Below are 25162 nucleotides of genomic sequence, written 5' to 3' on the forward strand. Positions count from 1 at the left end.
GTATAATCCTCGGCTTGTTTTTTGCCCGCCAAGACCTTCAGTGGATAGGGTGTTATGTCCGGAAAAGCGCAACAGCAGTCTCGCATCAAAGAGTTGATCACCCGCGGTCGTGAGCAGGGCTACCTGACTTACGCGGAGGTCAACGACCACCTGCCAGAGGATATTTCAGATCCGGAGCAGGTGGAAGACATCATCCGCATGATCAACGACATGGGGATCAACGTATTCGAGAGTGCTCCGGATGCGGATGCCCTTTTGTTGGCCGAAGCCGACACCGACGAAGCCGCAGCTGAAGAAGCCGCCGCAGCGTTGGCGGCTGTGGAAACCGATATTGGTCGCACGACTGACCCGGTGCGCATGTACATGCGTGAAATGGGTACCGTCGAGCTTCTGACCCGCGAAGGCGAAATCGAAATCGCCAAGCGGATCGAAGAAGGTATTCGCGAAGTCATGGGTGCTATCGCCCACTTCCCGGGTACTGTCGAGCACATCCTCTCCGAGTACGATCGCGTCACCACCGAAGGTGGCCGCCTGTCCGACGTTCTCAGCGGCTACATCGACCCGGACGACGGCATTGCGCCGCCGGCCGAAGTACCGCCGCCGATCGACCCGAAAGCACCGGCCAAGGCCGAAGCTGACGACGAAGACGAAGAGAAGGAAGGTGACGAGGAAGAGGAAGAGACCGAAAGCGGTCCCGACCCGGAAGTCGCTCGTCAGCGCTTCGGTGCCGTTCAGGATCAACTGAACGCCACCCTCAAGGTTCTGAAGAAGAACGGCCGCAGCCACAAGGACAGCCTCAAGGCGATGCTCGATCTGGCTGAGCTGTTCATGCCGATCAAGCTGGTGCCCAAGCAGTTCGAAGCCCTGGTTGAGCGCGTTCGTAGTGCCCTGGACCGTCTGCGTCAGCAAGAGCGCGCCATCATGCAACTGTGCGTCCGTGACGCGCGCATGCCACGTGCCGATTTCCTGCGCCTGTTCCCGAGCAACGAAATCGACCAGACCTGGGCCAGCGACCTGGCCAAGCGCAGCACCAAATGGGCAACCGCCCTGGGTGAGAAGAGCGACGCCATCGTGGCCTGTCAGCAGAAGCTGATCGACCTCGAAAGCGAAACCGGCCTGACCATCGCCGAGATCAAGGACATCAACCGTCGCATGTCGATCGGTGAAGCCAAGGCTCGTCGTGCCAAGAAAGAAATGGTCGAGGCCAACCTGCGTCTGGTTATCTCGATCGCCAAGAAGTACACCAACCGCGGTCTGCAGTTCCTCGACCTGATCCAGGAAGGCAACATCGGCCTGATGAAGGCGGTGGACAAGTTCGAATACCGTCGTGGTTACAAGTTCTCGACCTATGCCACCTGGTGGATCCGCCAGGCGATCACCCGTTCGATCGCCGACCAGGCCCGCACCATCCGTATTCCGGTGCACATGATCGAGACGATCAACAAGCTCAACCGTATTTCCCGGCAGATGTTGCAGGAAATGGGTCGCGAACCGACCCCGGAAGAGCTGGGTGAGCGCATGGAAATGCCAGAGGACAAGATCCGCAAGGTATTGAAGATCGCCAAAGAGCCGATCTCCATGGAAACCCCGATCGGTGACGACGAAGATTCGCATCTGGGGGACTTCATCGAAGACTCCACCATGCAGTCGCCAATCGATGTGGCCACGGTCGAAAGCCTCAAGGAAGCGACCCGTGACGTGCTCTCCGGTCTGACCGCACGCGAAGCCAAGGTGCTGCGCATGCGTTTCGGTATCGATATGAACACCGATCACACTCTCGAAGAAGTCGGTAAACAGTTCGATGTGACCCGTGAGCGGATCCGTCAAATTGAAGCCAAGGCGCTGCGCAAGCTGCGCCACCCGACGCGAAGCGAGCATCTGCGCTCCTTCCTCGACGAGTGACGACAAACCCCGGCCCAGGCCGGGGTTTTTCTTTTCCGGCGAACGGTGCTTTTAAGCCTTTGCCCACTACCCCGCCACTTGAATGCCCGTCTACACTCGAATCAATCCACCTGTGTGACGAGGCCGTTATGCCCCGAATGCCGGCCCTTCTGTTGGCCCTCCTGCTTGTCTGGAGTGCAACGGCCGGCGCCCTGACCCTGACTGACGAAGAACAAGCCTGGCTCAGCGCGCATCCGCAGCTGCGCCTGGGCGTCGATGCATCCTGGCCACCATTCGAATACCGGGACCAGGATGGTCGCTACCAGGGATTGGCCGCCGACTACATTGCCCTGATCCAGGATCGCCTGAATGTGCAGTTCAAGCCGATCGAACCGATCAGTTGGACCGCTGTACTCGAGCAGGCACGCAAGAACAACCTCGACCTGTTGCCAGGCATCATGTCGACACCGGAGCGCCAGAGCTATCTGGCCTTCACCCGCCCCTACCTGGATTTCCCGATCGTCATCCTCGCCCATGACGGCGGCCCGCAACCGCGCACCATCAAGGACCTGTACGGCCTGAAAATCGCCGTGGTGGAGAACTACGCGCCCCATGAACTGCTGCGTACCCATCACCCGGACCTCAACCTGGTAGCCCTGCCCAATGTCAGCTCGGCGCTGCAGGCCCTGGCCACCGACGAGGTGGATGCAGTGGTTGGCGACCTCGCCTCGAGCATCTGGAGCCTGCGCCAGCTCAAGCTCGAAGGCCTGTACGTCAGCGGCGAAACGCCCTACCGCTATCAGCTGGCCATGGCCGTGCCGCGGGAGCAGAAAATCCTGGTCAGCATCCTCGACAAAGTCATGGCCGACATGAGCCCCAACGAAATCAGCAACATCCAGGAGCGCTGGGTCGGCAAGGTGCTCGATCACCGCACGCTCTGGTACGACCTGCTGATCTACGGCCTGCCTGCCTTGCTGCTGTTGATCGCGGTCCTGGCGGCCGTGATCCGCGTCAACCGGCGCCTGAGTTCGGAGATTTCCCGGCGCATTGCCCTGGAACAGGAACTGCGCAGCAGCGAGTACCACTACCGCGGCCTGATCGAGAGCCTGTCAGCCATTGCCTGGGAAGCCGACGCCAACGATTTCACCTACAGCTACGTTTCGCCCCACGCCGAAGGCCTGCTCGGCTACCCCTTGAGCCAATGGCTGCGTCCGGGCTTCTGGCGCAGCATCATTCACCCTGACGACGCACTTTGGGCCCAGGCCTTCTGCGACAGCGAAACCGCTGCCGGGCGCGATCACAGCCTGGACTACCGGGTGATCCGCGCCGACGGCCGCAGCCTGTGGGTGCGCGATATCGTCAGCCTGATCGAACACGGGCACAAGCCGGTGATGCGCGGGTTGATGATCGACATCAGCGAAACCAAGAACGCCGAAGAAGCCCTGCGCCTGTCCGAACAAAAGTTCGCCTCGGTGTTCCAGCAATGTCCGGACATCCTGGTTATCGCCCGCATGAGCGACGGCTGCCTGCTGGAGGTCAACGAAGCCTTCGAAGAGCAGATTGGCCTGAGCCCGGCGCAGGTGCTGGGCCGCACCGCGACCGAACTGAACATCTGGGGCATCGACGGCATCGGCCCCGACCTGCTCAAACGCTTGCAGGCAGGCAGCATCCGCAACCTGGAAATGCTCTTCCGGCGCAGCAACGGCCAGGTGTTCACCGGCTTGACCTCCGCCGAAACCTTCCAGCTCGACAGCACGCCGGCACTGGTCGTGGCGGTTAGGGACATCAGTCAGCTAAAGGAAACCCAGGAACAGCTGCAAACCTCCGAAGAGAAGTTCGCCAAAGCCTTCCACGCCTCTCCTGACGGCCTGCTGCTGTCACGCCAGAGCGACGGCCTGCTGATCGAGGTGAACGAAGGCTTCTGCCGACTGACCGGCTACGACACCCATATGTCGCTGGACCACACGTCGCTGGACCTGGGTATCTGGGTCGACCTCAACGAGCGCCGCCGCCTGTTGGACATGCTCCAGCGCGATGGTTTCGTACGTGATTTCAGCTGTCATATCCGCCGCAGCGACGGTCAAATCCGCCTGTGCGAGCTATCCGCCAGGCCATTACCGATCGCCGGCGTTGACTGCATGCTGACCATCGCCCGCGACATCACCGAGCGCCACCTGATGCAGGAAAAACTGCAACTGGCCGCCACGGTGTTCGAGAACACCGCCGAAGGGGTACTGATCACCGATACCGACCAACGCATCAGCGCCGTCAACCGCGCCTTCAGCGAAATCACCGGCTACAGCGAGTTCGAAGCCCTGGGCCAGACCCCGCGCCTGCTGGCCTCCGGTCAGCACGACAGTGCCTTCTACGTGGCCATGTGGCACCAGTTGACTGCCGAGGGCCATTGGCAAGGCGAAATCCATAACCGGCGCAAGAACGGCGAGGTCTACCCCAGCTGGCTGACCATCAGCGCGGTGCGCAGCAGCGAACGCGGCATCACCCACTTTGTCGCGGTGTTCGCCGACATCTCCAGCCTCAAGCACGCGCAAGCCAAGCTCGATTACCAGGCCCATCACGATCCGCTCACCGGCTTGCCCAACCGCACTCTGTTCGAAAGCCGTCTGCAGGCTGCAATCAACTGCGCCCAAGCCTCGCAGCGCCAAGGCGCAGTGCTGTTTCTCGACCTCGATCGTTTCAAGCACATCAATGACAGCCTCGGCCATCCGGTGGGTGATCTGCTACTCAAAGCCATCGCCCAGCGACTCAAGGATCAGGTGCGCGATATCGACACCGTGGCGCGCCTGGGTGGCGACGAGTTCATCATCCTCCTGCCCGGCCTGCACCAGCCCAGTGATGCCGGGCACATCGCGCACAAGCTGCTGGCCTGCTTCGGGGCGCCGTTCCAGGCCGGCGAGCACGAGTTCTTCACCAGCGCCAGCATCGGCACCAGCCTGTATCCACAGGACGGCACCGACGTCGCCTCACTGATCCGCAACGCCGACGCCGCCATGTACCGCTCCAAGGCCAAAGGCCGCAACCGGGTCGAGTCCTACACCCGCGACCTCACCGCCCAGGCCAGCGAACGCATCGCCCTGGAGCACGAGCTGCGCCGGGCTATCGAGCGCAATGAGCTGAGCCTGTGCTACCAGCCCAAGTTCAGCCTGAAAACCCAGAGCCTGGTAGGCGCCGAAGCACTGATCCGCTGGACCCACCCAAGCTTCGGCGACGTTCCACCGGAACATTTCATCCCACTGGCCGAAGAAAACGGCATGATCCTGCAACTGGGTGACTGGGTGCTGGAACAGGCCTGCCAGCAAATGCAGGCATGGAAGCACGACTACCTGGCGTTCGGCCCGCTATCGGTCAACCTGGCCGGCGCCCAACTGCGCCAGCCAAGCCTGGTCAAGCGCATCGAACAGTTGCTCAAGACCCACCAGCTCAAGGCTGGCGACCTGCAACTGGAGATCACCGAGAACTTCATCATGAGCCAGGCCGAAGAAGCCCTGGCCATCCTCCACCAGCTCAAGCAGTTGGGCGTGCAACTGGCGATCGATGACTTCGGCACCGGCTACTCGTCACTGAGCTACCTCAAACGCCTGCCGCTGGATATCCTCAAGATCGACCAGTCGTTCATCCGCGGCCTGCCGGACGACCCCCACGACGCCGCCATCGCCCGCGCGATCATTGCCTTGGGGCGCAGTATGCAACTGACCATAATTGCCGAAGGGGTGGAAAGCCAGGCCCAGCAGCAGTTCCTGGCAGCCGAAGGGTGCGAGCAGATCCAGGGCTACATCGTCAGCCTGCCGCTGCCAGCCGGGGAATTTGCCGCGACATTCCTTCGCATAGCACTTTCGGATCTTTCGGATAGCACAGCCTGGAAACCCTCGTTATAATCCGCGTCCACTGGGGCCTATAGCTCAGTTGGTTAGAGCAGGGGACTCATAATCCCTTGGTCGCAGGTTCGAGTCCTGCTGGGCCCACCAAACAAAAAACCGCGCATTGCGCGGTTTTTTTGTGCCTGCGATAGAAACCGGTTTCACCTGCGCTGCCTGAACTTCCCCAGCAACTTGTCACCGACGATCAACGGCACCCACACCAGTGGTATGACAAAGAAGCTGAGCAAGGCCAAAACAGTGAAAAGAACGCGCTTCAATAACTGCAGCGCGCCAAAGGTCTTATTACGAATCATCTCGAACCCTGAGCAATGAACATGCAGCGGCATCCGTGCCGCTGGTACTGTCACCACTCTAGCTGGTTCTCTCAGAAACGCACCCGAAGCAGGGTGCGCCAGAAGTTCTTCAGCGGCGAAATGCGATGCTTGTCCCAGTTGCGTTGCCAGAACTCATCCTCGTTCTTGACCAGCGCTTCGATATCGCTGCCCGTCGCTGACGCCGCATGCTGACGGAACAACATCGGGAACACGCAGTGCTGTTTGATGCGCTGCTTGAACAGCACATCCACCGGCGTACCGTCGTAAGGTGTTTCAGCCAGGATCCGGCAGCCCGCAGGCGACAGGATGTACGCATGCAGGGCCACCACGCGACCGCGAGCGATGTAGGGAAACCAGGTCAGCCAGGTCCTGCCCATGCTGTACCCCAGGTGCAGCACTTCAAAACTGCGCGTGCGAATAAAGCGATTGACCCAACGGATAGGCGCCGCCTTTAACGCATAGGCCTGGACGTCATCCTCGAAGATCAGCACGCGCTGCAAACCTTCAGCCAATGCCTGGCGTGCCAAGGCCTGATGGGACTCATAACAGCCCCTGACCGGATCATCGCTACGCTCGACAACGTGGAAGATCACCTGATTCTGGATCAGGCTGCCAACGGTCTGCCTGAACAACTCGCGCCGGTCGTTTCGCTCTTTGATCGAAATGCAATAAACAGCATCAACGTCGAAGTGGATCTTGCTCATCTTGCAACCCTTCCAGCATCAGCCAGCGCCGGATATCGACCAAGCCGTAAAAACGCACGATTTTACTGTGCAACCACTGCCACTACCAAGCCATTACTGACGCCGGCGCATTTGTCCTGGCGTCACACCATAGTGCTGCTGAAACAAGGCAATAAACGCCGACACCGAGTCGTAGCCCAACTCGTTGGCCAGCGCCGTGACACTCATTCCCTGGGCCAGCAGCGGCAACGCCGCAAGCAGGCGCAGGCGCTGTCGCCATTCCCTGAACGACAACTGCGTCTGCGCCTGGAACAATCGCACCAGGGTACGCCGTGAAGCCCCTACCTGCTGCGCCCAGTCCTCAATGCTGCGGTTATCCGCAGGGGTGGCCTGCAAGGCTTCGGTGATCCGCCGCAAGCGCGGGTCGCTGGGCAGTGGCAGGCCAAATGGCGCCTCGGGCAGCTCGCGCAACTCATCGACCAACACCTGCAGCAGCCGCGCCTGGGCCCCTTGTGCGGGATATTCCGGTGCAAAGCGGCTGGCCTTGGCGATCAGCTCGCGCACCAGCGGCGTGACCTGCAGCACGCCACAGGGGCGCTGGTAACCATTGAGCAGCGAGTCGTCCAGGTACAGCCCGCGAAACTCGATGGCCTGGTCGCTATAGGCGGTGTGCTCGACGCCAGCCGGTATCCATAACGCACATTGCGGCGGCAACAGGTAACTGTGGTGTTCGGTCAGTACCTGCATGATGCCGGCACTGGCATAGGTGAACTGCACCCAGGGATGACTGTGCATCTGCACCCGATGGCCCGCCGGAATAGCAAACATGCGCCGGTACACCGGGCCCGGCAGTTGCTGAAAGTCCGGCAGCGGCGGCACTTCGCTAGCTTGTCTCATTGACAGCATCGTCTGTCTCCTTTGCTCAAGTGAGCCGACAAGGACCGATGTTAGCCTGCGCCCGGCTTCGTTGAACAACCCAAGGAGAGACCGATGAGCAGCCATGTACGTGAAAACCGTTTGAGCGTGCCCGCCATTCAGCAGCGCAAGGGGGCTGGCAATCTGGTGGTGCTAACGGCGTACAGCATGCCGATGGCACGCTGGGTGGATGCCGAGGCCGATGTGATCATTGTCGGCGACTCGCTTGGCATGGTGCTGTATGGCATGCCCAGCACCCTGGGGGTCACCCTGGAGATGATGATTGCCCATGGCCAGGCGGTGATGCGTGGGGCCCAGCGCGCCTGTGTGGTTATCGATCTGCCGTTTGGCAGCTATCAGGCTTCGCCTGAACAGGCGTTCCTCAGTGCCGCCCGACTGCTGCGCGAAACCGGCGCCCAGGGCGTCAAGCTTGAAGGCGGTGAAGAGTTGGCCGAGACCGTAGCGTTTCTCACCCGCCGCGGTATTCCGGTAATGGCCCATGTCGGTCTGATGCCGCAACAAGTCAACAGCCTCGGCGGTTTCAAGGCCCAGGGCCGGGATGATCAGAGCGCCGCCAAGGTGCGTCAGGATGCCCTGGCCATGCAGGGCGCAGGCGCTTTCTCGGTCGTACTGGAAGGCATCGCCGAACCTCTGGCCCGGCGTCTGAGCGAGGAGTTGGCGATCCCCACCATCGGTATCGGCGCGTCGCCAGCCTGCGATGGTCAGGTGCTGGTCACCGAGGATTTGCTGGGGCTGTTCGGTGAATACCAGCCACGCTTCGTCAAGCGTTTCGCCGACCTGCAGCCACAGATTGCCCAAGCCCTGGCCGCCTATGCCCGGGAAGTGCGCGACGGCAGCTTTCCCCAGGCCGAACACTGCTTCAAGGCGCGCTGAGCACAGACGCCTTGCCCAAGGGTGAGGGCAATGGATAGGCTATCGCGCTTATTCCATGAGCCGCAAAATGCGGCTCTTGCCAGAGAGTGCCCATGTCCGACAGCCGCCCCGTCGCCCTCGACGAAATCGATCGCCAGCTGATCTCGCTGCTGCAGATCAACGCCCGTGAAAGCGTCGCCACGCTCGCCCGGCAACTGGGCATCGCGCGCACCACGGTGACCTCGCGCCTGGCCCGCCTGGAAAAGACCAAGGTCATCAGCGGCTATGGCGTGCGCCTGGGCCAGCGCCTGATCGATGGTGGCCTGCAGGCTTATGTCGGCATCAAGGTGCAACCGCGCTCGGGCAAGGACGTGGTGCGGCGCCTGAGCGCCATGGGCCAGGTACAGCAATTGTGCGCGGTCAGCGGCGAATTCGATTACGTCGCCTGGCTGCGCAGCGACTCGCCCGAGCAACTCGACCAGTTGCTCGATCAGATCGGCAGCGTTGATGGGGTGGAAAAGACCACTACCTCGATCATCCTCAGCAGCAAGGTGGATCGCGGGCAGCCGGTTTGACACACCAGGCAATCATCCCCCCGGATGATCAGTTGCCCCACGTATAGGCTGGTTACAGGCTTGCCGCTTGACGGTAAAGCCTAACGACCACAAACTATACGCAGGTAACGTACAGAGCATGGAAGCACTTTTCGTCGAATTGCCGGCCTTTTCACGTTATCGCCACGACTACCTGGATGACGAGGCCTTCAGGTCCTTGCAGTTTGTACTGATGCTCAATCCCCAGGCTGGCTCAGTCATCCAGGGTACAGGAGGCCTGCGCAACGCCAGTCGCTCAGACAGATGCTCGATCTGGAAATCGAAGCGAGGACTTAAAATGAAACGCGATGTTTTCTCCGAACTGAGCGAAGGCTTCGATGCCCTTGCCCAGGCGCGTCAGGGCAAGCTGACCCTGCGCTCGCACAAAGTACAACTCGCCGAGCTGATGGCGGTATCGGCCGAAGAGCTTGTGGCTATTCGTGAACGCCTGAACATGTCTCGCGCGGTATTCGCCATGTATCTGCGCACCAATGCCCGTACCCTGGAAAACTGGGAGCAAGGCAGGGCGCGCCCCAACGCCCAGGCTGTGACACTGATCCGCCTGGTAGAAAAATTCCCCGAAACCGTCGAGCACCTGGCCGCTTTGACCTGACTCGTCGATTTGCCTTAAATAAGCGTCATAATGACCTGAATTAAATCATAACGACGACACTCTGCATCTTAATAACGTAACCCCCACCCCCTAAAATGACCGCCAGTGTTTTTCTATACTCAAGCTCCGCACCCCGCGCAGCGCCTGGCAAGGTCACTTATGAACAAGAACAATCGCCACCCCGCCGACGGCAAGAAACCCATCACTATTTTCGGCCCGGATTTCCCGTTCGCCTTTGACGACTGGATCGAGCACCCGGCCGGCCTGGGCAGCATTCCGGCTGAACGCCACGGCGAAGAAGTGGCCATTGTCGGTGCCGGTATTGCCGGCCTGGTGGCAGCCTACGAACTGATGAAGCTGGGCCTCAAGCCGGTGGTGTACGAAGCCTCGAAAATGGGCGGGCGCCTGCGTTCGCAAACCTTCGAAGGCACCGACGGGATCATCGCCGAGCTCGGCGGCATGCGTTTCCCGGTGTCGTCCACCGCGTTCTATCACTACGTCGACAAGTTGGGGCTGGAAACCAAACCCTTCCCCAACCCGCTGACCCCCGCTTCGGGCAGCACGGTAATCGACCTGGAAGGCCAGACCCACTACGCGGAAAAACTCTCCGACCTGCCCAAGCTGTTTCAGGAAGTGGCTGACGCCTGGGCCGATGCCCTGGAAGACGGCGCCCGCTTCGGCGATATCCAGCAGGCCATCCGCGATCGCGATGTGCCACGCCTGAAAGAACTGTGGAACACCCTGGTACCGCTGTGGGACGACCGCACCTTCTACGATTTCGTCGCCACCTCCAAGGCGTTCGCCAAGCTCAGCTTCCTGCACCGCGAAGTATTCGGCCAGGTCGGTTTCGGCACCGGCGGCTGGGACTCGGACTTCCCCAACTCGATGCTGGAAATCTTCCGTGTGGTGATGACCAACTGCGACGATCACCAGCATCTGGTCGTCGGCGGCGTCGAGCAGGTGCCGCTGGGCATCTGGCGCCATGTGCCGGAGCGCTGCGCGCACTGGCCGGCCGGCACCAGCCTGAGCTCGCTGCATCGCGGCGCGCCACGCCCCGGGGTGAAAAGCATTGCCCGCGACAGCGATGGGCGCCTGGCAGTGACCGATAACTGGGGCGACACCCGCCACTACGCCGCCGTGCTGACCACCTGCCAGAGCTGGCTGCTGACCACCCAGATCGAATGCGAAGAATCGCTGTTCTCGCAGAAAATGTGGATGGCCCTGGACCGCACCCGTTACATGCAGTCGTCAAAGACCTTCGTCATGGTCGACCGGCCATTCTGGAAGGACAAGGACCCGCAAACCGGTCGCGACCTGATGAGCATGACCCTGACCGACCGCCTGACCCGCGGCACCTACCTGTTCGACAACGGCGACGACAAGCCGGGGGTGATCTGCCTGTCCTACTCGTGGATGAGCGATGCACTGAAGATGCTCCCGCACCCGGTGGAAAAACGCGTCAAGCTGGCCCTCGATGCGCTGAAGAAGATCTACCCGAAAGTCGATATCGCCGGGCATATCATCGGCGACCCGATCACCGTCTCGTGGGAGGCCGATCCGCACTTCCTCGGTGCCTTCAAGGGCGCCCTGCCCGGCCACTACCGCTACAATCAGCGTATGTACGCGCACTTCATGCAGCAGGACATGCCGACCGAACAGCGCGGCATCTTCATTGCCGGTGACGATGTGTCGTGGACCCCGGCCTGGGTCGAAGGCGCGGTGCAGACTTCGCTCAATGCGGTCTGGGGTATCATGACTCACTTCGGTGGGCATACCCACCCGGACAACCCAGGCCCGGGCGATGTGTTCAATGAGATCGGACCTATCGCCCTGGCCGACTGACGGGAGAATCGCCATGCGCATCGCCCTGTTCCAAGGCGAACCGCAACCGCTGGACCTGCCCGGCAACCTCGAGCGCCTGCACCAGCAGGCGCAACTGGCCGCTGCACGCGGCGCCGAGCTGTTGGTGTGCCCGGAGATGTTCCTGACGGGCTACAACATCGGTAGCGAAGCCGTGGCGCGCCTGGCCGAAGCCGAAGACGGCCCCTCGGCCATGGCCGTGGTGGAGATCGCCCAGAGCAATCGCATTGCCATCGCCTACGGCTACCCGGAGCTGGCGGACGACGGTCAGGTCTTCAATAGCGTGCAACTGATCGACGCCCACGGCAGCAGCCTGTGCAACTACCGCAAGACCCACCTGTTCGGCGGCCTCGACCGGGCGATGTTCAGCCCAGGCCCTGATCACTTCCCGGTGGTCGAGCTCAACGGTTGGCGTCTGGGGATTCTGATCTGCTATGACATCGAGTTCCCGGAAACCGCCCGACGCCTGGCCATGGCCGGTGCCGAGCTGATCCTGGTACCGACGGCGAACATGGTGCCCTTCGACTTCATCGCCCAGGTTACCGTGCGCGCCCGTGCCTACGAGAACCAGTGCTACCTGGTGTACGCCAACTACTGCGGCAGCGAAGACGAGATCCACTACTGCGGGCAAAGCAGTATCGTCGGCCCGGATGGCAGCATCCTGGCCATGGCCGGTCGTGACACGGCGCTGCTGAGCGCCGACCTGGAACTGCAGCGGGTACATCAGGGGCGGGCCAACACCCCTTACCTGCATGACCTGCGCCCCGAGCTCTACAGCACGCCGCGCCGATAATCCGCTAGCATGACGGTTCGCCTGCCTCCGGAGCCGCCATGCCCTGCGCCCTTCATCAACTGACCCTCGACAACGGCCTGCAGGTCAGCCTGCGCCATGCCCCGCAGCTCAAGCGTTGTGCGGCGGCGGTGCGGGTCCAGGCCGGCAGCCATGACGCGCCACGAGCGTGGCCGGGGTTGGCGCACTTTCTCGAGCATCTGTTTTTTCTCGGCACTCAACGCTTCACGCTGGAAGACGGCCTGATGCGCTACGTGCAGCACCACGGCGGTCAGGTCAATGCCAGCACCCGTGAGCGCACTACCGAGTTCTTCTTTGAAGTGCCTCAGGCCGCGTTTGCCGGTGGCCTGGAGCGTCTTTGCGACATGCTCGCGCACCCGCAGTTCGGGCTTGAGCGGCAACTGCGCGAACGCGAAGTAATCCATGCCGAGTTCATTGCCTGGTCGCGCAACACACAAATGCAGCGGCAGTTTGCCTTGCTTCAGGCGGCCGGCCGCGAACATCCCTTGAGCGCTTTTCAGGCGGGCAATCGTTACAGCCTGCAGGTCCAAAGCCCGGCGTTCCAGGCGGCCCTGCGAGATTTTCATCAGCGCTTCTATCAGGCCGGGCAGTTCACCCTGAGCCTGAGCGGGCCGCAGAGCCTTGCACAGCTGGAGGCGCTGGCGCGTCGATTCGCACGTGTGTTCAGCGCCGGGACGACAGTGCAGCAGGCGCTACCACCGAGCTTCAACGGCCAGGCGCCGCTGCTGATGGGTGACAAGCGGCAACTGGATGTGTTGTACCCGTGCGACAACCTTCACCCAGGCGTTGAGCAGGCCATCGACTTTCTCGCAACCTGGTTGAGCGACACCCGGCCTGGCGGGTTATCGGCGACGTTGCATGAACGGGGTTGGCTGGAGCATTTCGAGTTTTCATCGCTCTACAGCTTTGCCGGCCAGGCCCTGCTGCATGCAGGCTTGAAGCTCAACGATGCAGCCAGCGTCGATCAGGTCCTGGCCCTGCTGAGCGACTGGCTGGCGTTTTTGCGCAGCGCCGACCTGAGCGACATCAACCAGGAATACGGCCGACTGCAGCACTGTCGCGAACAGACCGCCAGCGCCTTGGAGCTGGCTCGCCGCGATAGCACCGGGCAACACTTCAAGGCACTGGATGAGCAAGGGTTTGCAGCGCTCGAACGGTTGCTCGACACCCTGCTCGATGGCCAGGCGCAAACACCGCTAGAACCCTGGCGACTGCCCGCTGCCAATCCGCTGCTGAAGATAACGCCCGTAAGCGTTCCTGCCACCGCAGCGCCCGACGGCCTGACCCTGTCTCCTCTGCTCCCACCCACACGCCAGCACGGCGTTGTCTACCTGCGCTGGCAACTGACCTCAGCCTTGCGTGAGCGCCTCTGGCAGGTGCTCGATCGGGCCCTGCAACCACTGCGCGAACAGGCAGCCCAGGCTGGCGTACACCTGCACTGGAGTGCCTGCGACACCTACTGGCAGTTGCGCTGCGCCGGTAACGGCGCCGTGGTGCCCACGGTTATCGACCATGCGCTGGCAATCCTGCGGCTGCCAGCGAGCCAAAGCTGGACACCCGCCGCCGCCGAGCAACCCGATTCGATGCCTATCCGGGCCCTGCTCAGGCAGTTACCGGAGCACGTGCTGGGCCGCGTGGACGAGCCGTTACCGGCCTGCACCATCAGCCAGAGCAATCTTGATGCACTGTGGGAGTATTCAACCTGGCAGGGGCTCTCGAGCGGTTTCGGCTTTACCGAACAACAGGCACTGAATCAGGCCCTGGGGAAGGTGCCTGGGCGCGCAGGCAAGCAGCTGCCCCCCCGAATAGAGGCTTTACGCCGCTGGCAAACGCTGCCGCCGCCGGCCAGCGAACACGCGCTTTTGCTGTTTTGCCCGGTCCCGATCGAACACCAAGCCGCTGCCCGACTCCTTGCCCAGCAGTTGCAAGGGCCGTTCTATCAACGGCTGCGAGTCGAGCTGAATTTGGGCTACGCGGTGTTCAGCGCCTTCCGTCAGATTGAAGGCTGCAATGGCCTGCTGCTCGGCGTGCAGTCGCCGTCGGCCAGCCATGCCGAGATCATCGGGCATATCCAGGCAGTGCTCGATGCCCTGCCTGCCACGCTGAGCTGCAACACTGCGGATAAACAGGCACTGGCCGCGCAGTTCGACGAACAGGCCATGGCCAACAATGACGTTGCCGAATGGGCCTGGCAGGCGCATCTGGCCGGTCAGCAGCAGCCGTTGTTGAGCGATCTGCAAGCGGCGATCCTGGCAGTCGAGATGCCACAACTGCAGCGCCTGGCCCGCCAGACGAGCCAGGCCGAACAAGGCTGGCTGTGCCTGGCCAATGGTCCGGCGCCCACTGGAAACTGGCACTGACGCTGGCGATTCTTACCGTCCCTGTAACGACGTTTATCTTAGATTTAACCATTCAGTTCGTATTTTTTTAGTAAGATAGCGCAATCTCGGCTATGGGAACCCCTCATCTGGAGGGTGGACTAAATAAGTAGCTGGCAAACCCCAGACCTATCCGGAAGGAGTAATCCCATGTGGACCAAACCTGCTTACACTGACCTGCGTATCGGCTTTGAAGTGACCATGTATTTCGCAAGCCGCTGAGCCTGCTTGCGGTACAACGCCTCGGTCCGCCGGGGCGTTTTTATTTCAGCACGCGGCAGGAGTGGCCATGTACATCCAGATTCTAGGTTCCGCCGCCGGTGGCGGGTTTCCGCAGTGGAACTGCAACTGCGCAAACTGCAAAGGCTTTCGCGACGGCAGCTTGCGCGCCACGGCGCGTACCCAGTCATCGATTGCCCTGTCTGACGATGGCGTTCACTGGGTACTGTGCAACGCCTCGCCGGATATTCGCGCGCAGCTGCAAAGTTTTGCCCCCATGCAACCGGCCCGCGCCCTGCGCGACACCGGCATCAACGCCATCGTCCTGCTCGACAGCCAGATCGACCACACCACCGGTCTGCTCAGCCTGCGCGAAGGTTGCCCGCACCAGGTCTGGTGCACCGACATGGTCCATCAGGACCTGAGCACCGGCTTCCCGCTGTTCACCATGCTCAGCCACTGGAACGGCGGCCTGCAATGGAACCGCATCGAGCTTGAAGGCAGCTTCGTCATCGACGCCTGCCCGAACCTGCGCTTCACCCCCTTCCCGCTGCGCAGCGCCGCACCGCCCTATTCGCCGCACCGCTTCGACCCACACCCGGGCGACAACCTCGGGCTGATGGTCGAGGACCTGCGCAGCGGCGGCAAGCTGTTCTACGCCCCGGGCCTGGGCCAGGTCGACGCCAAGCTGCTGCAGATGATGAGCGAGGCCGACTGCCTGCTGGTCGACGGCACCCTGTGGGAGGATGATGAAATGCAGCGCCGCGGTGTCGGCACCCGCACTGGCCGCGAGATGGGCCACCTGGCGCAGAACGGCCCAGGCGGTATGCTCGAGGTACTGGAAAGCTTCCCGCGCCAGCGCAAGGTGCTTATCCACATCAACAACACCAACCCGATTCTCGACGAGGACTCGGCCGAACGCGCCGAATGTGCCCGGCGCGGCGTCGAAGTGGCCTTCGACGGCATGAGCATCACCCTCTAGGAGCCGACATGAGTGACGCCAAACCGCTGTCCCCCGCCGAATTCGAACAGGCTCTGCGCGCCAAGGGCGCCTATTACCACATCCATCATCCCTACCATGTAGCGATGTATGAAGGCCGTGCGAGCCGCGAGCAGATCCAGGGCTGGGTCGCCAACCGCTTCTACTACCAGGTCAATATTCCGCTGAAGGATGCCGCGATCCTGGCCAATTGCCCGGACCGCGAAATTCGCCGCGAATGGATTCAGCGCCTGCTCGACCATGACGGCGCTCCCGGTGAAGACGGCGGCATCGAAGCCTGGCTACGCCTGGGCCAGGCTGTCGGCCTCGACCCGGAGCAACTGCGCTCCCAGGAACTGGTGCTGCCCGGTGTGCGTTTCGCCGTGGATGCCTACGTCAACTTCGCCCGCCGCGCCAGCTGGCAGGAAGCGGCCAGCAGCTCGCTGACCGAACTGTTCGCCCCACAGATCCACCAGTCGCGCCTGGACAGCTGGCCACAACACTATCCGTGGATCGACCCGGCCGGCTACGAGTACTTCCGCACCCGCTTGGGCCAGGCCCGGCGTGACGTCGAGCATGGGCTGGCGATCACCCTGCAGCACTACACTACCGTTGAGGGTCAGCAGCGCATGCTGGAGATCCTGCAGTTCAAACTGGACATTCTCTGGAGCATGCTCGATGCCATGAGCATGGCCTACGAACTGAACCGCCCGCCGTACCACAGTGTCACCCGCGAAAGGGTCTGGCACAAAGGAATCGCCTTATGAGTTTCGATCGCACGCACGTCCCGGCCTGGCGCCCGGGTTATCGCTTCCAGTACGAACCGGCACAAAAGGCTCATGTGCTGCTGTATCCGGAAGGGATGATCAAGCTCAACGAGAGCGCCGCGCTGATCGGCGGGCTGATCGACGGCCAGCGCGATGTGGCCACGATCATCGCCGAGCTGGACAAGCAGTTCCCCGGTGTACCCGAGCTCGGTGACGACATCGAGCAGTTCATGGAGGTGGCCCGTGCCGAACACTGGATCGAGCTCAAATAACCTGCCGGCAACGCCCGAAGTCGGCCTGCCGCTGTGGCTGCTTGCCGAGCTGACCTACCGTTGCCCGCTACAGTGCCCGTACTGCTCCAACCCCCTGGACTTCGCCGCCCAGGGTCAGGAACTGAGCACCGAGCAGTGGTTCAGGGTCATGGCCGAGGCGCGGGAGATGGGCGCGGCGCAATTGGGGTTTTCCGGTGGTGAGCCGCTGGTGCGCCAGGACCTTGCCGAACTGATCGGCGAAGGCCGGCGCCTGGGCTATTACACCAACCTGATCACCTCCGGCATCGGCCTGACCGAACAGAAGATCGCCGCCTTCAAGGAGGCCGGGCTGGATCATATCCAGATCAGCTTCCAGGCCAGCGACGAACAGGTCAACAACCTGCTGGCCGGCTCGAAGAAGGCCTTCGCGCAGAAGCTGGACATGGCCCGGGCAGTAAAAGCCCATGGCTACCCGATGGTGCTGAACTTCGTCACCCATCGGCACAATATCGACAAGATCGATCGCATCATCGAGCTGTGCGTGGCCCTGGAAGCCGACTTCGTCGAACTGGCTACCTGTCAGTTCTATGGCTGGGCGCACCTCAACCGCGTCGGTCTGCTGCCAACCCGTGCCCAGCTCGAACGCGCCGAGCGCATCACCAACGAATACCGGGCCAAACTGCAGGCCGCCGGCAACCCCTGCAAGCTGATCTTCGTCACCCCGGACTACTACGAAGAGCGCCCCAAGGCCTGTATGAACGGCTGGGGCAGCGTGTTCCTCACCGTCACCCCGGACGGCACCGCCCTGCCCTGCCACGGCGCCCGCCAGTTGCCAGTGCAGTTTCCCAATGTGCGTGAGCACAGCATGCAGCACATCTGGTACGACTCGTTCGGCTTCAACCGCTTTCGCGGTTACGACTGGATGCCCGAGCCATGCCGCTCCTGTGACGAGAAAGAGAAGGACTTCGGTGGCTGCCGCTGCCAGGCGTTCATGCTCACCGGCGACGCCAGCAATGCCGACCCGGTTTGCGCCAAGTCGGCCGAGCACGGCATCATCCTCAAGGCTCGTGAAGACGCCGAGCATGCCCACCAGACCATCGATGAGCTGACCTTCCGTAATGAGCGAAACTCCCGTGTCATTGTCCGCAGCTGAGCGTTTCAGCGCCGCCCAGGCGGTCGCCGCCGGTACCGATTTTGCCGAGCTGCGGGTGACTGCCCAAGGATTGTTCTGGAACGAATTTCGCCCCAGCGATGGCGCCTGCCGGATCTGGCACTGGCGCGATGGCCTGGCCCGTTGCCTGACGCCCAATGGCTTCAGCGTACGCAGCCGGGTCTATGAGTACGGTGGCGGCAGCTTTTGCCTGAGCGACGATGGCCTGGTGTTCGTCAACGAGGCCGACCAGCAGCTGTATACCCAGGACCTCAATGGCGGGTTGCCGCAGCCGTTGTCCGAGGGCGTGCGGCGCTACGGTGATCTGCGCTGGGCCAACGGGCAGGTGCTGGCCGTGGAAGAAAGCCATGGCCCCGGGGCAGTCGCGCATCGCCTGGTCGCCATCGCCAAGGGCAGCCGTGAAGTGCTGGCCGAAGGCGCCGACTTTTACGCCTCACCAACCCTGAGCGCCGATGGCTCGCGCCTGGCCTGGATTGAATGGAGCCGCCCCGAACAACCCTGGACAGCAACCCGGCTGCTTTGCTGCCAACGCCAGGCAGGGGGCCAGTGGGGCACGCCGCGCTGCATCGCCGGTGAAGAGGGCCCTCAACAATCCCTGCAACAACCCCGCTTTGACGCAGCCGGTCGTTTGTATTGCCTGTCCGATCGCAACGGCTATTGGCAACCCTGGGGTGAGACGGCAACAGGCTGGAGCCCATTGCCAGCCGCCGCTGCCGACCATGCCGGTGCGCCCTGGCAACTGGGCGCCAGCACCTGGCTGCCGCTGGACGAGCAGCGCTACCTGGCAAGCTGGTTCGATAACGGCTTCAGCCGCTTGGGCGTCTGTCATCTCGATGGTTCGGTAGAGGACTACAGCACAGACTACAGCCGCTTTCGCTGCCTCGACCTGGACGAGCAGCACCTCTATGCCATTGCCGCGTCGGCCATCAGCCCACCCGCCATCATCGCCATCAATCGCCACAACCATAAGGCCCGGGTACTGGCAGGCGGAGCCTTGCCACTGCCCGCCGAACGCATCAGCCGCCCGCAGGCGCTGCGCTATCCCAGCGGTGATGGCATCGCCCATGGCTTTTTCTACCCGGCCATGAACGGTGACGCGCAGCCGCCGCTGCTGGTGTTCATCCATGGCGGCCCGACCTCCGCCTGCTTCCCGGTGCTCGACCCGCGCATCCAGTACTGGACCCAGCGCGGCTTTGCCGTGGCCGATCTCAATTACCGCGGCAGCAGCGGCTACGGCCGTGACTATCGCCAGGCCCTGCACCTGCGCTGGGGAGAGATCGATGTCGAAGATGCCTGCGCGGTGGTCAGCCACCTGGCCGAGCGCCAACTGATCGACCCGCAGCGAGCGTTTATCCGCGGCGGCAGCGCTGGTGGCTACACCACGCTCTGCGCCCTGGCGTTCCACAATGTGTTCCGTGCCGGTGCCAGTCTGTATGGCGTCAGTGATCCGCAGGCCCTGGCCCGGGCCACGCACAAGTTCGAAGGTGATTACCTGGACTGGCTGATCGGTGATCCCGTGGCGGATGCAGAACGCTATCAGCGACGCACGCCGTTGCTGCACGCCTCGAACATCAAGGTGCCGGTGATCTTCTTCCAGGGCGAACTGGACGTTGTCGTGGTGCCGGAGCAGACCCGCTCAATGCTGGACGCCCTGCAAGCCAACGGCATTCACGCCGAAGGGCATTTCTACCCGTCGGAGCGCCACGGTTTTCGCACGGCGAGCAACCTGGCGCATGCGCTGGAGGAGGAGTGGAAGTTTTATCGGCGGGTGCTGGAAGGCAGTTAGATCGCTATCGCGGGTCAAGCCCGCGCCCACAGAACCTGTAGGCGGCAGACAAAAAAACGCCCCAAGCCAAAAACAACAGGCCCGGGGCGATGCGCAGGAACGCGAGACGGTTCGGAAAATTCGTTAGCGCGGTGTATTGATCAGGCCGTGGCCTCGCGCCGCTGGTTTTGCTGCGCCGCATGGACACGGGCGAAGGCTCGGGCCAGGCGCAGGAGCATCTCATCGATGTTGCCCTTGCTCACTGTCAGCGCCGGGGAGAAACGCAGCACGTCGGCTTGCGGGGCATTCAGTAGCAAGCCTTCCTGCAAGGCGGCCTGGACCAGCTCGGCGGCATTGTCTTCGCTCAGTTGCAAAGCCCAGAGCAGCCCCTGGCCGCGCACCTCGACCTGGCCATAGCGACCGGCCAGACGGCTCAGGCCGTCGCGCAGGTGGCGCCCGGAATCCTGCACATGCTCGAAGAAGCCCGGCTCCAGCACGGTCTCCAGCACCGCCAGGCCCGCCGCACTCATCAATGCATTGCCATGGTGGCTGCCTTCCAGCTCGCCGGCCTCGGCGCAGCAGGCGCTGCCACGAGCCAGCAGGGCCGCCAACGGAACACCACCGCCCAAGCCCTTGCCGAGAGTGAGGATGTCGGCGCGCACGCCATACAGCTGTTCAGCGAGCATCGCCCCGCAGCGGCCGACGCCGGTCTGCACTTCATCGAGAATCAGCAGGATGCCCAGTTCGCGGCACAGCCGCTCGACACCCTGGAGATACGCCTGGGTCGCTGGAATCACGCCCGCTTCGCCCTGGATCGGTTCGAGCATGATTGCCACGGTGCGCGAATCGACCGCCGCATGCAGCGCCTCAAGGTCGTTGAACGGCACCTTGCTGAAGCCCGGCAACCCCGGCTCGCAGCGGTTGCACGGCGAGGGGTCGGAAGCCGACAGCGCGCCCAGGCTGCGGCCATGACAGCTCTGGCTGGCAGTGATGATGTGATAGGCGCCGTTGCGGTGCAGTTGGCCCCATTTGCGCGCCAGCTTGATCGCTCCTTCGCAGGCTTCGGCGCCGCTGTTGAGCAGGTAGGCCTGATCACTGCCGGTGCTTTCGCACAGGCGACTGACCAGGTTCAACAGGCCGCGGTTATGAAACCCCGCGCCCGGATTGATCAGCGCCTGCGCCTGGCTGCCCAGGGCTTTGACCAGCACACTGGGGCTGTGACCGAGGCTGTTGACTGCGCAGCCCTGGGTGAAATCCAGATACGCGTGGCCTTCGCTGTCCCACAGCCATGAACCCTGGCCACGGACGAACACCTGTGGCGCGCGCTCGACGGCGGGCATCAGGTATTCGCGCGACACGGCTTGTGCAGGTTGCGCCACAACGGCTGCGACCTTGCGCTCGGCCACGGCCGCAGCCGGGCGGCGCAGGTTGAACAGGTTCATGCGCGCAGCCCCTCGAGCGGCAGGCCAAGCAGACGCGCGGTCCAGTCTTCGACCTGACCGGTACGCAGACGCTTGATCGCGATATCGCGCCAGCGTGACGAGAGTGCCGGACAATCCACCAGCTTTTTCAAACCTGCATGCTCCAAAGGCTCACGGTAAAAAGTGCGCAGTGCCCAGGCCACGGTCAAGCCCGGATAACTACGTTGAATCAGTTCAAAGGGCTCATCGGCGCTGACGAAACCAGGCTTGAGCACCCGGTAGAACCAACCACAACGGCCACTGTCCTGCGCCTGTTGCGGCAGGTTCGGCAAGCCCCAGCGATGGCTCAGGCGATAGCACGGCGAGCGCGGCTGACTGACCTGCAACAGCGCCCCGCCCCAGCGGAACAAATCGCCCAGGCACACCTGGTGTTCATCCAGGCCGCGGGTCGAGAGGTTTTCGCCGAAACCCGGGGCGCGCCAATCGATCTGTGGATAACGTTGCCGCCACCAGGCGTAGTGCTCGGCCGGGTAATGGTGCAAAGCCCGTTCAGGGCCGGTGTGAAAGCGTGGGTCGCCGTGTTCGTCGCTCCCCAGCCCCTGTGGCCATAACCACAACCGTCTTGCAACCTCCTGCTTATCGATATCAGTCAACAAGCCATGCCCGAGATTTTTTGCCTTGCCTATGTAAACGCCATCCACATACACGGTATTCATCGCGCCTTCTGGCCCTGTAAACCTTGTGAATACGGGATAGACTAGGCTTCTTGCAGGCTAACGGCCATTTGGTTTTTCGAGCATTTTTGATAAGTAACTCTTATGGATTTTCGCCAACTGCGTTATTTCGTCGCGGTGTATGAAGAAGGCCACGTTGGCCGGGCCGCCGAGCGCCTGTCACTGTCGCAACCGGCGCTTTCGCAGCAGATCCGCCAACTTGAGCAAAACCTCGATGTGAGCCTGTTCGAGCGCGGCAACAAGCGCCTGTTGCCGACCCTGGCCGCGCACACCCTGTACAACCACGCCCTGCCCTTGCTCGACGGCCTGCAGCGCGCTCGCGAGGCACTGCGCAACTTCAAGGGCCAGGCGTTGCGTACCCTGGCCATTGGCGTCCTGCAAACCGTGCGCCCAAGCCTGGTACCGCAGCTGCTCGACCGGGTGCGCAAGGCGCAGCCGCATCTGGTGGTACAGATCTACGAACTGTCGGGCCTGGAAATCGAACGGCGCCTGCTCAATGGCAGCCTGGACATCGGCATCAGCTACCTGCCACCGCGCCAGCCAGGCCTGCATGGGCTGTTGTTGTACGAAGACGAACTGCAATTGGTCATCCCCAATACCCATCCCCTGCGTGAATTCAAGAAGGTCTCGATGAAGCAGGCTGCCGAGCTGCCGATGCTCTTGCTCGGCGAAGAATTCCAGGTGCGGCAGATCTGGCAGTCGCAACTGGCCAACCTGGGCCGACGGCCGCAGGTGCAGGCCGAGATGAACAACATGGGCGGGATTCTCGACAGCCTGGCGCATACCTCACTGGCAACCGTGTTGCCGGGGCGCGCCAAGGAAGTGGTCGAAGATGACCAGGAACTGCTGTGGAAGCCGCTGAGCGAGCCGCGAGTGCCGCTGAAGATCGGCCTGGTGTTTCGCGATGCGCAGCGCCAGCAGGCGTCGGTGGAGCTGCTGCGCAATCTGCTGGAAGAAGAAGCCGACCCGCGGCAGATCGGGGGGTCGCCGCTGGATGTGCTGGGCTGAGGTCAAATCGCAGGCAAAAGAAAACCCCGCCGAAGCGGGGCTTTGCAGACTGTTTCCCTGACATCCTTTTCGCCCCACCATCCTGGCAGGAATCCTTCGTGTCCGTGTTCTGTACTTTGCGCTTCCTGCGCTACGTCCATGTAAGAAGATTAACTGTGGATCCAATCTTTCGATAGAGGCGAAAAGTCACCACGCAATGTAAGAGAATGCTTACAAACTACTATCACGCTCAAAACTGCGCGGCATCCAGCAAGTACAGCGACTCGCTACCGGCTTTAACCGAAGCGCTGAGCGAGTGGATACGCGGCAGCAAACGGGCGAAATAGAAGCGTGCGGTGCCCAGCTTGCTGGCATAGAAGTCGTCTTCGCCTTGCTTGGCCAAGGCCGTACGGGCCATCAGCGCCCACATGTAGGCATAAGCGGTATAGCCGAATGCCTGCAGGTATTCCACCGATGCCGCGCCGATTTCATTCGGGTTGTTTTTGGCCCGATCCAGCACCCAGGCGGTCAGGTCGTCGAGGTTGTCCAGGGCTGCATTGAGCGGTTTGACGAATTCACCCAGGTCGCTGCCGGCGCTGGCGGTGAAGTGACGGATTTCGTCGGCAAACAGCTTGTACAGCGCGCCGCCGCTACCGACCACCTTGCGCCCCATCAGGTCGAGGGCCTGGATACCGTTGGTGCCTTCGTAGATCTGGGTGATGCGCACATCACGTACCAGTTGCTCCTGGCCCCACTCACGGATGTAACCATGGCCGCCGAACACTTGCTGGCCATGTACCGCCGACTCCAGGCCCAGGTCGGTGAGGAATGCCTTGGCTACCGGGGTCAGCAGCGCCACCAGCTCTTCGGCGCGTTTGCGCGTGTCGGCGTCTTCGCTGAACTTGGCGGTATCCAGTTGCATCGCGACATACGTGGAGAACGCTCGCCCGCCTTCATTGAGAGCCTTCATGGTCAACAGCATGCGCCGTACATCCGGGTGGACGATGATCGGGTCAGCGACCTTGTCCTTGGCTTGCGGGCCGGTCGGCGCACGGCTCTGCAAGCGGTCGCGCGCATACTCGATGGCGTTCTGGTAAGAGCGCTCGGCCGAGGCCAGGCCCTGGATACCTACGCCCAGGCGCTCGTAGTTCATCATGGTGAACATCGCCGCCAGGCCCTTGTTCGGCTCGCCGACCAGGTAACCGACCGCATCGTCGAAGTTCATCACGCAGGTGGCCGACGCCTGGATGCCCATCTTGTGCTCGATCGAGCCGCAGTTGGCCGGGTTGCGCGCACCCAGGCTACCATCGGCGTTGACCAGGAACTTCGGCACCAGGAACAGGGAAATGCCCTTCGGCCCGGCGGGCGCGTCCGGCAGCTTGGCCAGCACCAGGTGAATGATGTTCTCGGTGAGATCGTGTTCGCCACCGGTGATGAATATCTTCGTGCCGCTGACCTTGTAGCTGCCATCCGCCTGCGGCTCGGCCTTGGTGCGGATGATGCCCAGGTCGGTGCCGGCGTGAGGCTCGGTCAGGCACATGGAACCGGCCCAGACACCGGCGTACATGTTCGGCAGGTACTTTTCCTTCAGCGCTTCGCTGGCGTGGGCATTGATCGACAGGCAGGCACCAGCCGTCAGCATCGGGTACAGGCCAAAGGCCAGGCTGGACGAGTTGACCATTTCCTCGACCTGGGCCGAGATCACTTTAGGCATGCCCATGCCGCCATAGGCAGGGTCGCCACCGACGCCAACCCAGCCGCCTTCGGCGTAGGTTTTGTAAGCCTCGATGAAACCGGCCGGGGTACTCACCGCGCCGTTATCCCAGTGGCAACCTTCTTCGTCACCACTGCGGCTCAGCGGCGCGATGCTCTTGCTGGTGACCTTGCCGGCTTCTTCCAGCACCGCCAGGGCGGTGTCTTCGTCCACCGCTTCGGCAATACCGGGCAACTGCGCCCAGAGCTTGGAGACTTCGAAGACTTCATTGAGGACGAAGCGCATATCGCGCAGCGGCGCTTTATAGTCAGCCATGGCAACCTCTCATATTAGAGTC

The 25162-nt window shown here is 62.3% G+C and carries 21 protein-coding genes and 1 tRNA gene; 16 read left to right on the top strand and 6 right to left on the bottom strand.

All coding sequences use genetic code 11. The features are described 5' to 3' along the window. Positions 1–54: 54 nt before the first annotated feature. From rpoD to BV82_RS24590, 3 genes are all read left to right on the top strand, one after another. A complete protein-coding gene (gene rpoD / locus BV82_RS24580) occupies positions 55–1902 on the top strand; it encodes an RNA polymerase sigma factor RpoD (RefSeq protein WP_010221432.1) in 1848 nt (615 codons plus the stop codon). Positions 1903–2030: 128 nt separating this feature from the next. Next, complete coding sequence (locus BV82_RS24585) at positions 2031–5774, top strand: EAL domain-containing protein (protein WP_036995048.1); 3744 nt, start codon at positions 2031–2033, stop codon at positions 5772–5774. 13 nt (positions 5775–5787) lie between these two features. Further along, positions 5788–5864: transfer RNA gene (locus BV82_RS24590), tRNA-Ile, on the top strand. A gap of 53 nt (positions 5865–5917) precedes the next feature. Here BV82_RS24590 and BV82_RS24595 read toward each other — a convergent pair. From BV82_RS24595 to BV82_RS24605, 3 genes are all read right to left on the bottom strand, one after another. After that, positions 5918–6070, bottom strand: a complete 153-nt coding sequence (locus tag BV82_RS24595) for a hypothetical protein (RefSeq protein WP_158491188.1) — start codon at positions 6068–6070, stop codon at positions 5918–5920. A gap of 71 nt (positions 6071–6141) precedes the next feature. Then, positions 6142–6795 carry a glycosyltransferase family 25 protein gene (locus BV82_RS24600; protein WP_036995047.1) on the bottom strand — a complete coding sequence of 218 codons (654 nt, stop codon included), beginning with the start codon at positions 6793–6795 and terminating at the stop codon, positions 6142–6144. A gap of 93 nt (positions 6796–6888) precedes the next feature. Continuing rightward, positions 6889–7671 (bottom strand): AraC family transcriptional regulator, encoded by a 783-nt coding sequence (locus BV82_RS24605; RefSeq protein ID WP_036995080.1) that lies wholly within the window; start codon positions 7669–7671, stop codon positions 6889–6891. A gap of 93 nt (positions 7672–7764) precedes the next feature. Here BV82_RS24605 and panB point away from each other — a divergent pair, with 93 nt between their 5' ends. The 12 genes from panB to BV82_RS24670 all read left to right on the top strand — a co-directional run bounded on the left by panB (position 7765) and on the right by BV82_RS24670 (position 19990). Then, entirely contained in the window at positions 7765–8583 is an 819-nt protein-coding gene (gene panB, locus BV82_RS24610; RefSeq protein WP_010221429.1) for a 3-methyl-2-oxobutanoate hydroxymethyltransferase, read from the top strand. A gap of 92 nt (positions 8584–8675) precedes the next feature. Beyond that, positions 8676–9137, top strand: coding sequence for an Lrp/AsnC family transcriptional regulator (locus BV82_RS24615; protein WP_010221428.1), 462 nt, complete (start codon positions 8676–8678; stop codon positions 9135–9137). 316 nt (positions 9138–9453) lie between these two features. Continuing rightward, the gene (locus BV82_RS24625) at positions 9454–9768 is read left to right on the top strand and encodes a helix-turn-helix domain-containing protein (RefSeq protein WP_036995046.1); all 315 of its coding nucleotides are present in this window, start codon (positions 9454–9456) and stop codon (positions 9766–9768) included. Positions 9769–9927: 159 nt separating this feature from the next. Continuing rightward, a complete protein-coding gene (locus tag BV82_RS24630) occupies positions 9928–11610 on the top strand; it encodes a flavin monoamine oxidase family protein (protein WP_010221426.1) in 1683 nt (560 codons plus the stop codon). A gap of 13 nt (positions 11611–11623) precedes the next feature. Then, the gene (locus BV82_RS24635; protein ID WP_010221425.1) at positions 11624–12421 is read left to right on the top strand and encodes a carbon-nitrogen hydrolase family protein; all 798 of its coding nucleotides are present in this window, start codon (positions 11624–11626) and stop codon (positions 12419–12421) included. A gap of 38 nt (positions 12422–12459) precedes the next feature. Beyond that, positions 12460–14799 (top strand): pyrroloquinoline quinone biosynthesis protein PqqF, encoded by a 2340-nt coding sequence (pqqF, locus tag BV82_RS24640; protein ID WP_036995045.1) that lies wholly within the window; start codon positions 12460–12462, stop codon positions 14797–14799. Positions 14800–14967: 168 nt separating this feature from the next. Continuing rightward, positions 14968–15039 (top strand): pyrroloquinoline quinone precursor peptide PqqA, encoded by a 72-nt coding sequence (gene pqqA, locus BV82_RS24645; protein WP_008365141.1) that lies wholly within the window; start codon positions 14968–14970, stop codon positions 15037–15039. A 67-nt stretch (positions 15040–15106) separates the two neighbouring features. Then, on the top strand, positions 15107–16018 hold the full coding sequence (gene pqqB / locus BV82_RS24650) for a pyrroloquinoline quinone biosynthesis protein PqqB (protein WP_036995044.1): 912 nt from the start codon (positions 15107–15109) through the stop codon (positions 16016–16018). An 8-nt stretch (positions 16019–16026) separates the two neighbouring features. Beyond that, positions 16027–16782 carry a pyrroloquinoline-quinone synthase PqqC gene (pqqC, locus tag BV82_RS24655; RefSeq protein ID WP_010221421.1) on the top strand — a complete coding sequence of 252 codons (756 nt, stop codon included), beginning with the start codon at positions 16027–16029 and terminating at the stop codon, positions 16780–16782. Next, positions 16779–17054 (top strand): pyrroloquinoline quinone biosynthesis peptide chaperone PqqD, encoded by a 276-nt coding sequence (pqqD, locus tag BV82_RS24660; protein ID WP_036995043.1) that lies wholly within the window; start codon positions 16779–16781, stop codon positions 17052–17054. Before pqqC ends, pqqD begins: the two co-directional genes overlap by 4 nt. After that, positions 17026–18186 carry a pyrroloquinoline quinone biosynthesis protein PqqE gene (gene pqqE / locus BV82_RS24665; protein ID WP_010221419.1) on the top strand — a complete coding sequence of 387 codons (1161 nt, stop codon included), beginning with the start codon at positions 17026–17028 and terminating at the stop codon, positions 18184–18186. The genes pqqD and pqqE overlap by 29 nt, the downstream gene beginning before the upstream one ends. Further along, positions 18152–19990 carry a S9 family peptidase gene (locus tag BV82_RS24670; RefSeq protein WP_036995042.1) on the top strand — a complete coding sequence of 613 codons (1839 nt, stop codon included), beginning with the start codon at positions 18152–18154 and terminating at the stop codon, positions 19988–19990. The genes pqqE and BV82_RS24670 overlap by 35 nt, the downstream gene beginning before the upstream one ends. 140 nt (positions 19991–20130) lie before the next feature. Here the strand turns inward: BV82_RS24670 and BV82_RS24675 are convergent, their stop codons facing one another. Together BV82_RS24675 and BV82_RS24680 are read right to left on the bottom strand one after the other, a co-directional pair. Continuing rightward, positions 20131–21411, bottom strand: a complete 1281-nt coding sequence (locus BV82_RS24675; protein WP_010221416.1) for an aspartate aminotransferase family protein — start codon at positions 21409–21411, stop codon at positions 20131–20133. Continuing rightward, on the bottom strand, positions 21408–22106 hold the full coding sequence (locus BV82_RS24680; protein ID WP_026001208.1) for an MOSC domain-containing protein: 699 nt from the start codon (positions 22104–22106) through the stop codon (positions 21408–21410). Before BV82_RS24680 ends, BV82_RS24675 begins: the two co-directional genes overlap by 4 nt. Before the next feature lie 102 nt (positions 22107–22208). Between BV82_RS24680 and BV82_RS24685 the strand changes: the two genes are divergently transcribed. Then, positions 22209–23132 carry a LysR family transcriptional regulator gene (locus tag BV82_RS24685; protein ID WP_010221414.1) on the top strand — a complete coding sequence of 308 codons (924 nt, stop codon included), beginning with the start codon at positions 22209–22211 and terminating at the stop codon, positions 23130–23132. 229 nt (positions 23133–23361) lie between these two features. Here the strand turns inward: BV82_RS24685 and BV82_RS24690 are convergent, their stop codons facing one another. Continuing rightward, positions 23362–25140: an acyl-CoA dehydrogenase C-terminal domain-containing protein gene (locus BV82_RS24690; protein WP_010221413.1), complete on the bottom strand. Its 1779-nt coding sequence runs from the start codon at positions 25138–25140 to the stop codon at positions 23362–23364. Between the last annotated feature and the right edge of the window lie 22 nt (positions 25141–25162).

It is taken from the genome of Pseudomonas donghuensis (assembly GCF_000696345.2).
GTDB lineage: Bacteria > Pseudomonadota > Gammaproteobacteria > Pseudomonadales > Pseudomonadaceae > Aquipseudomonas > Aquipseudomonas donghuensis.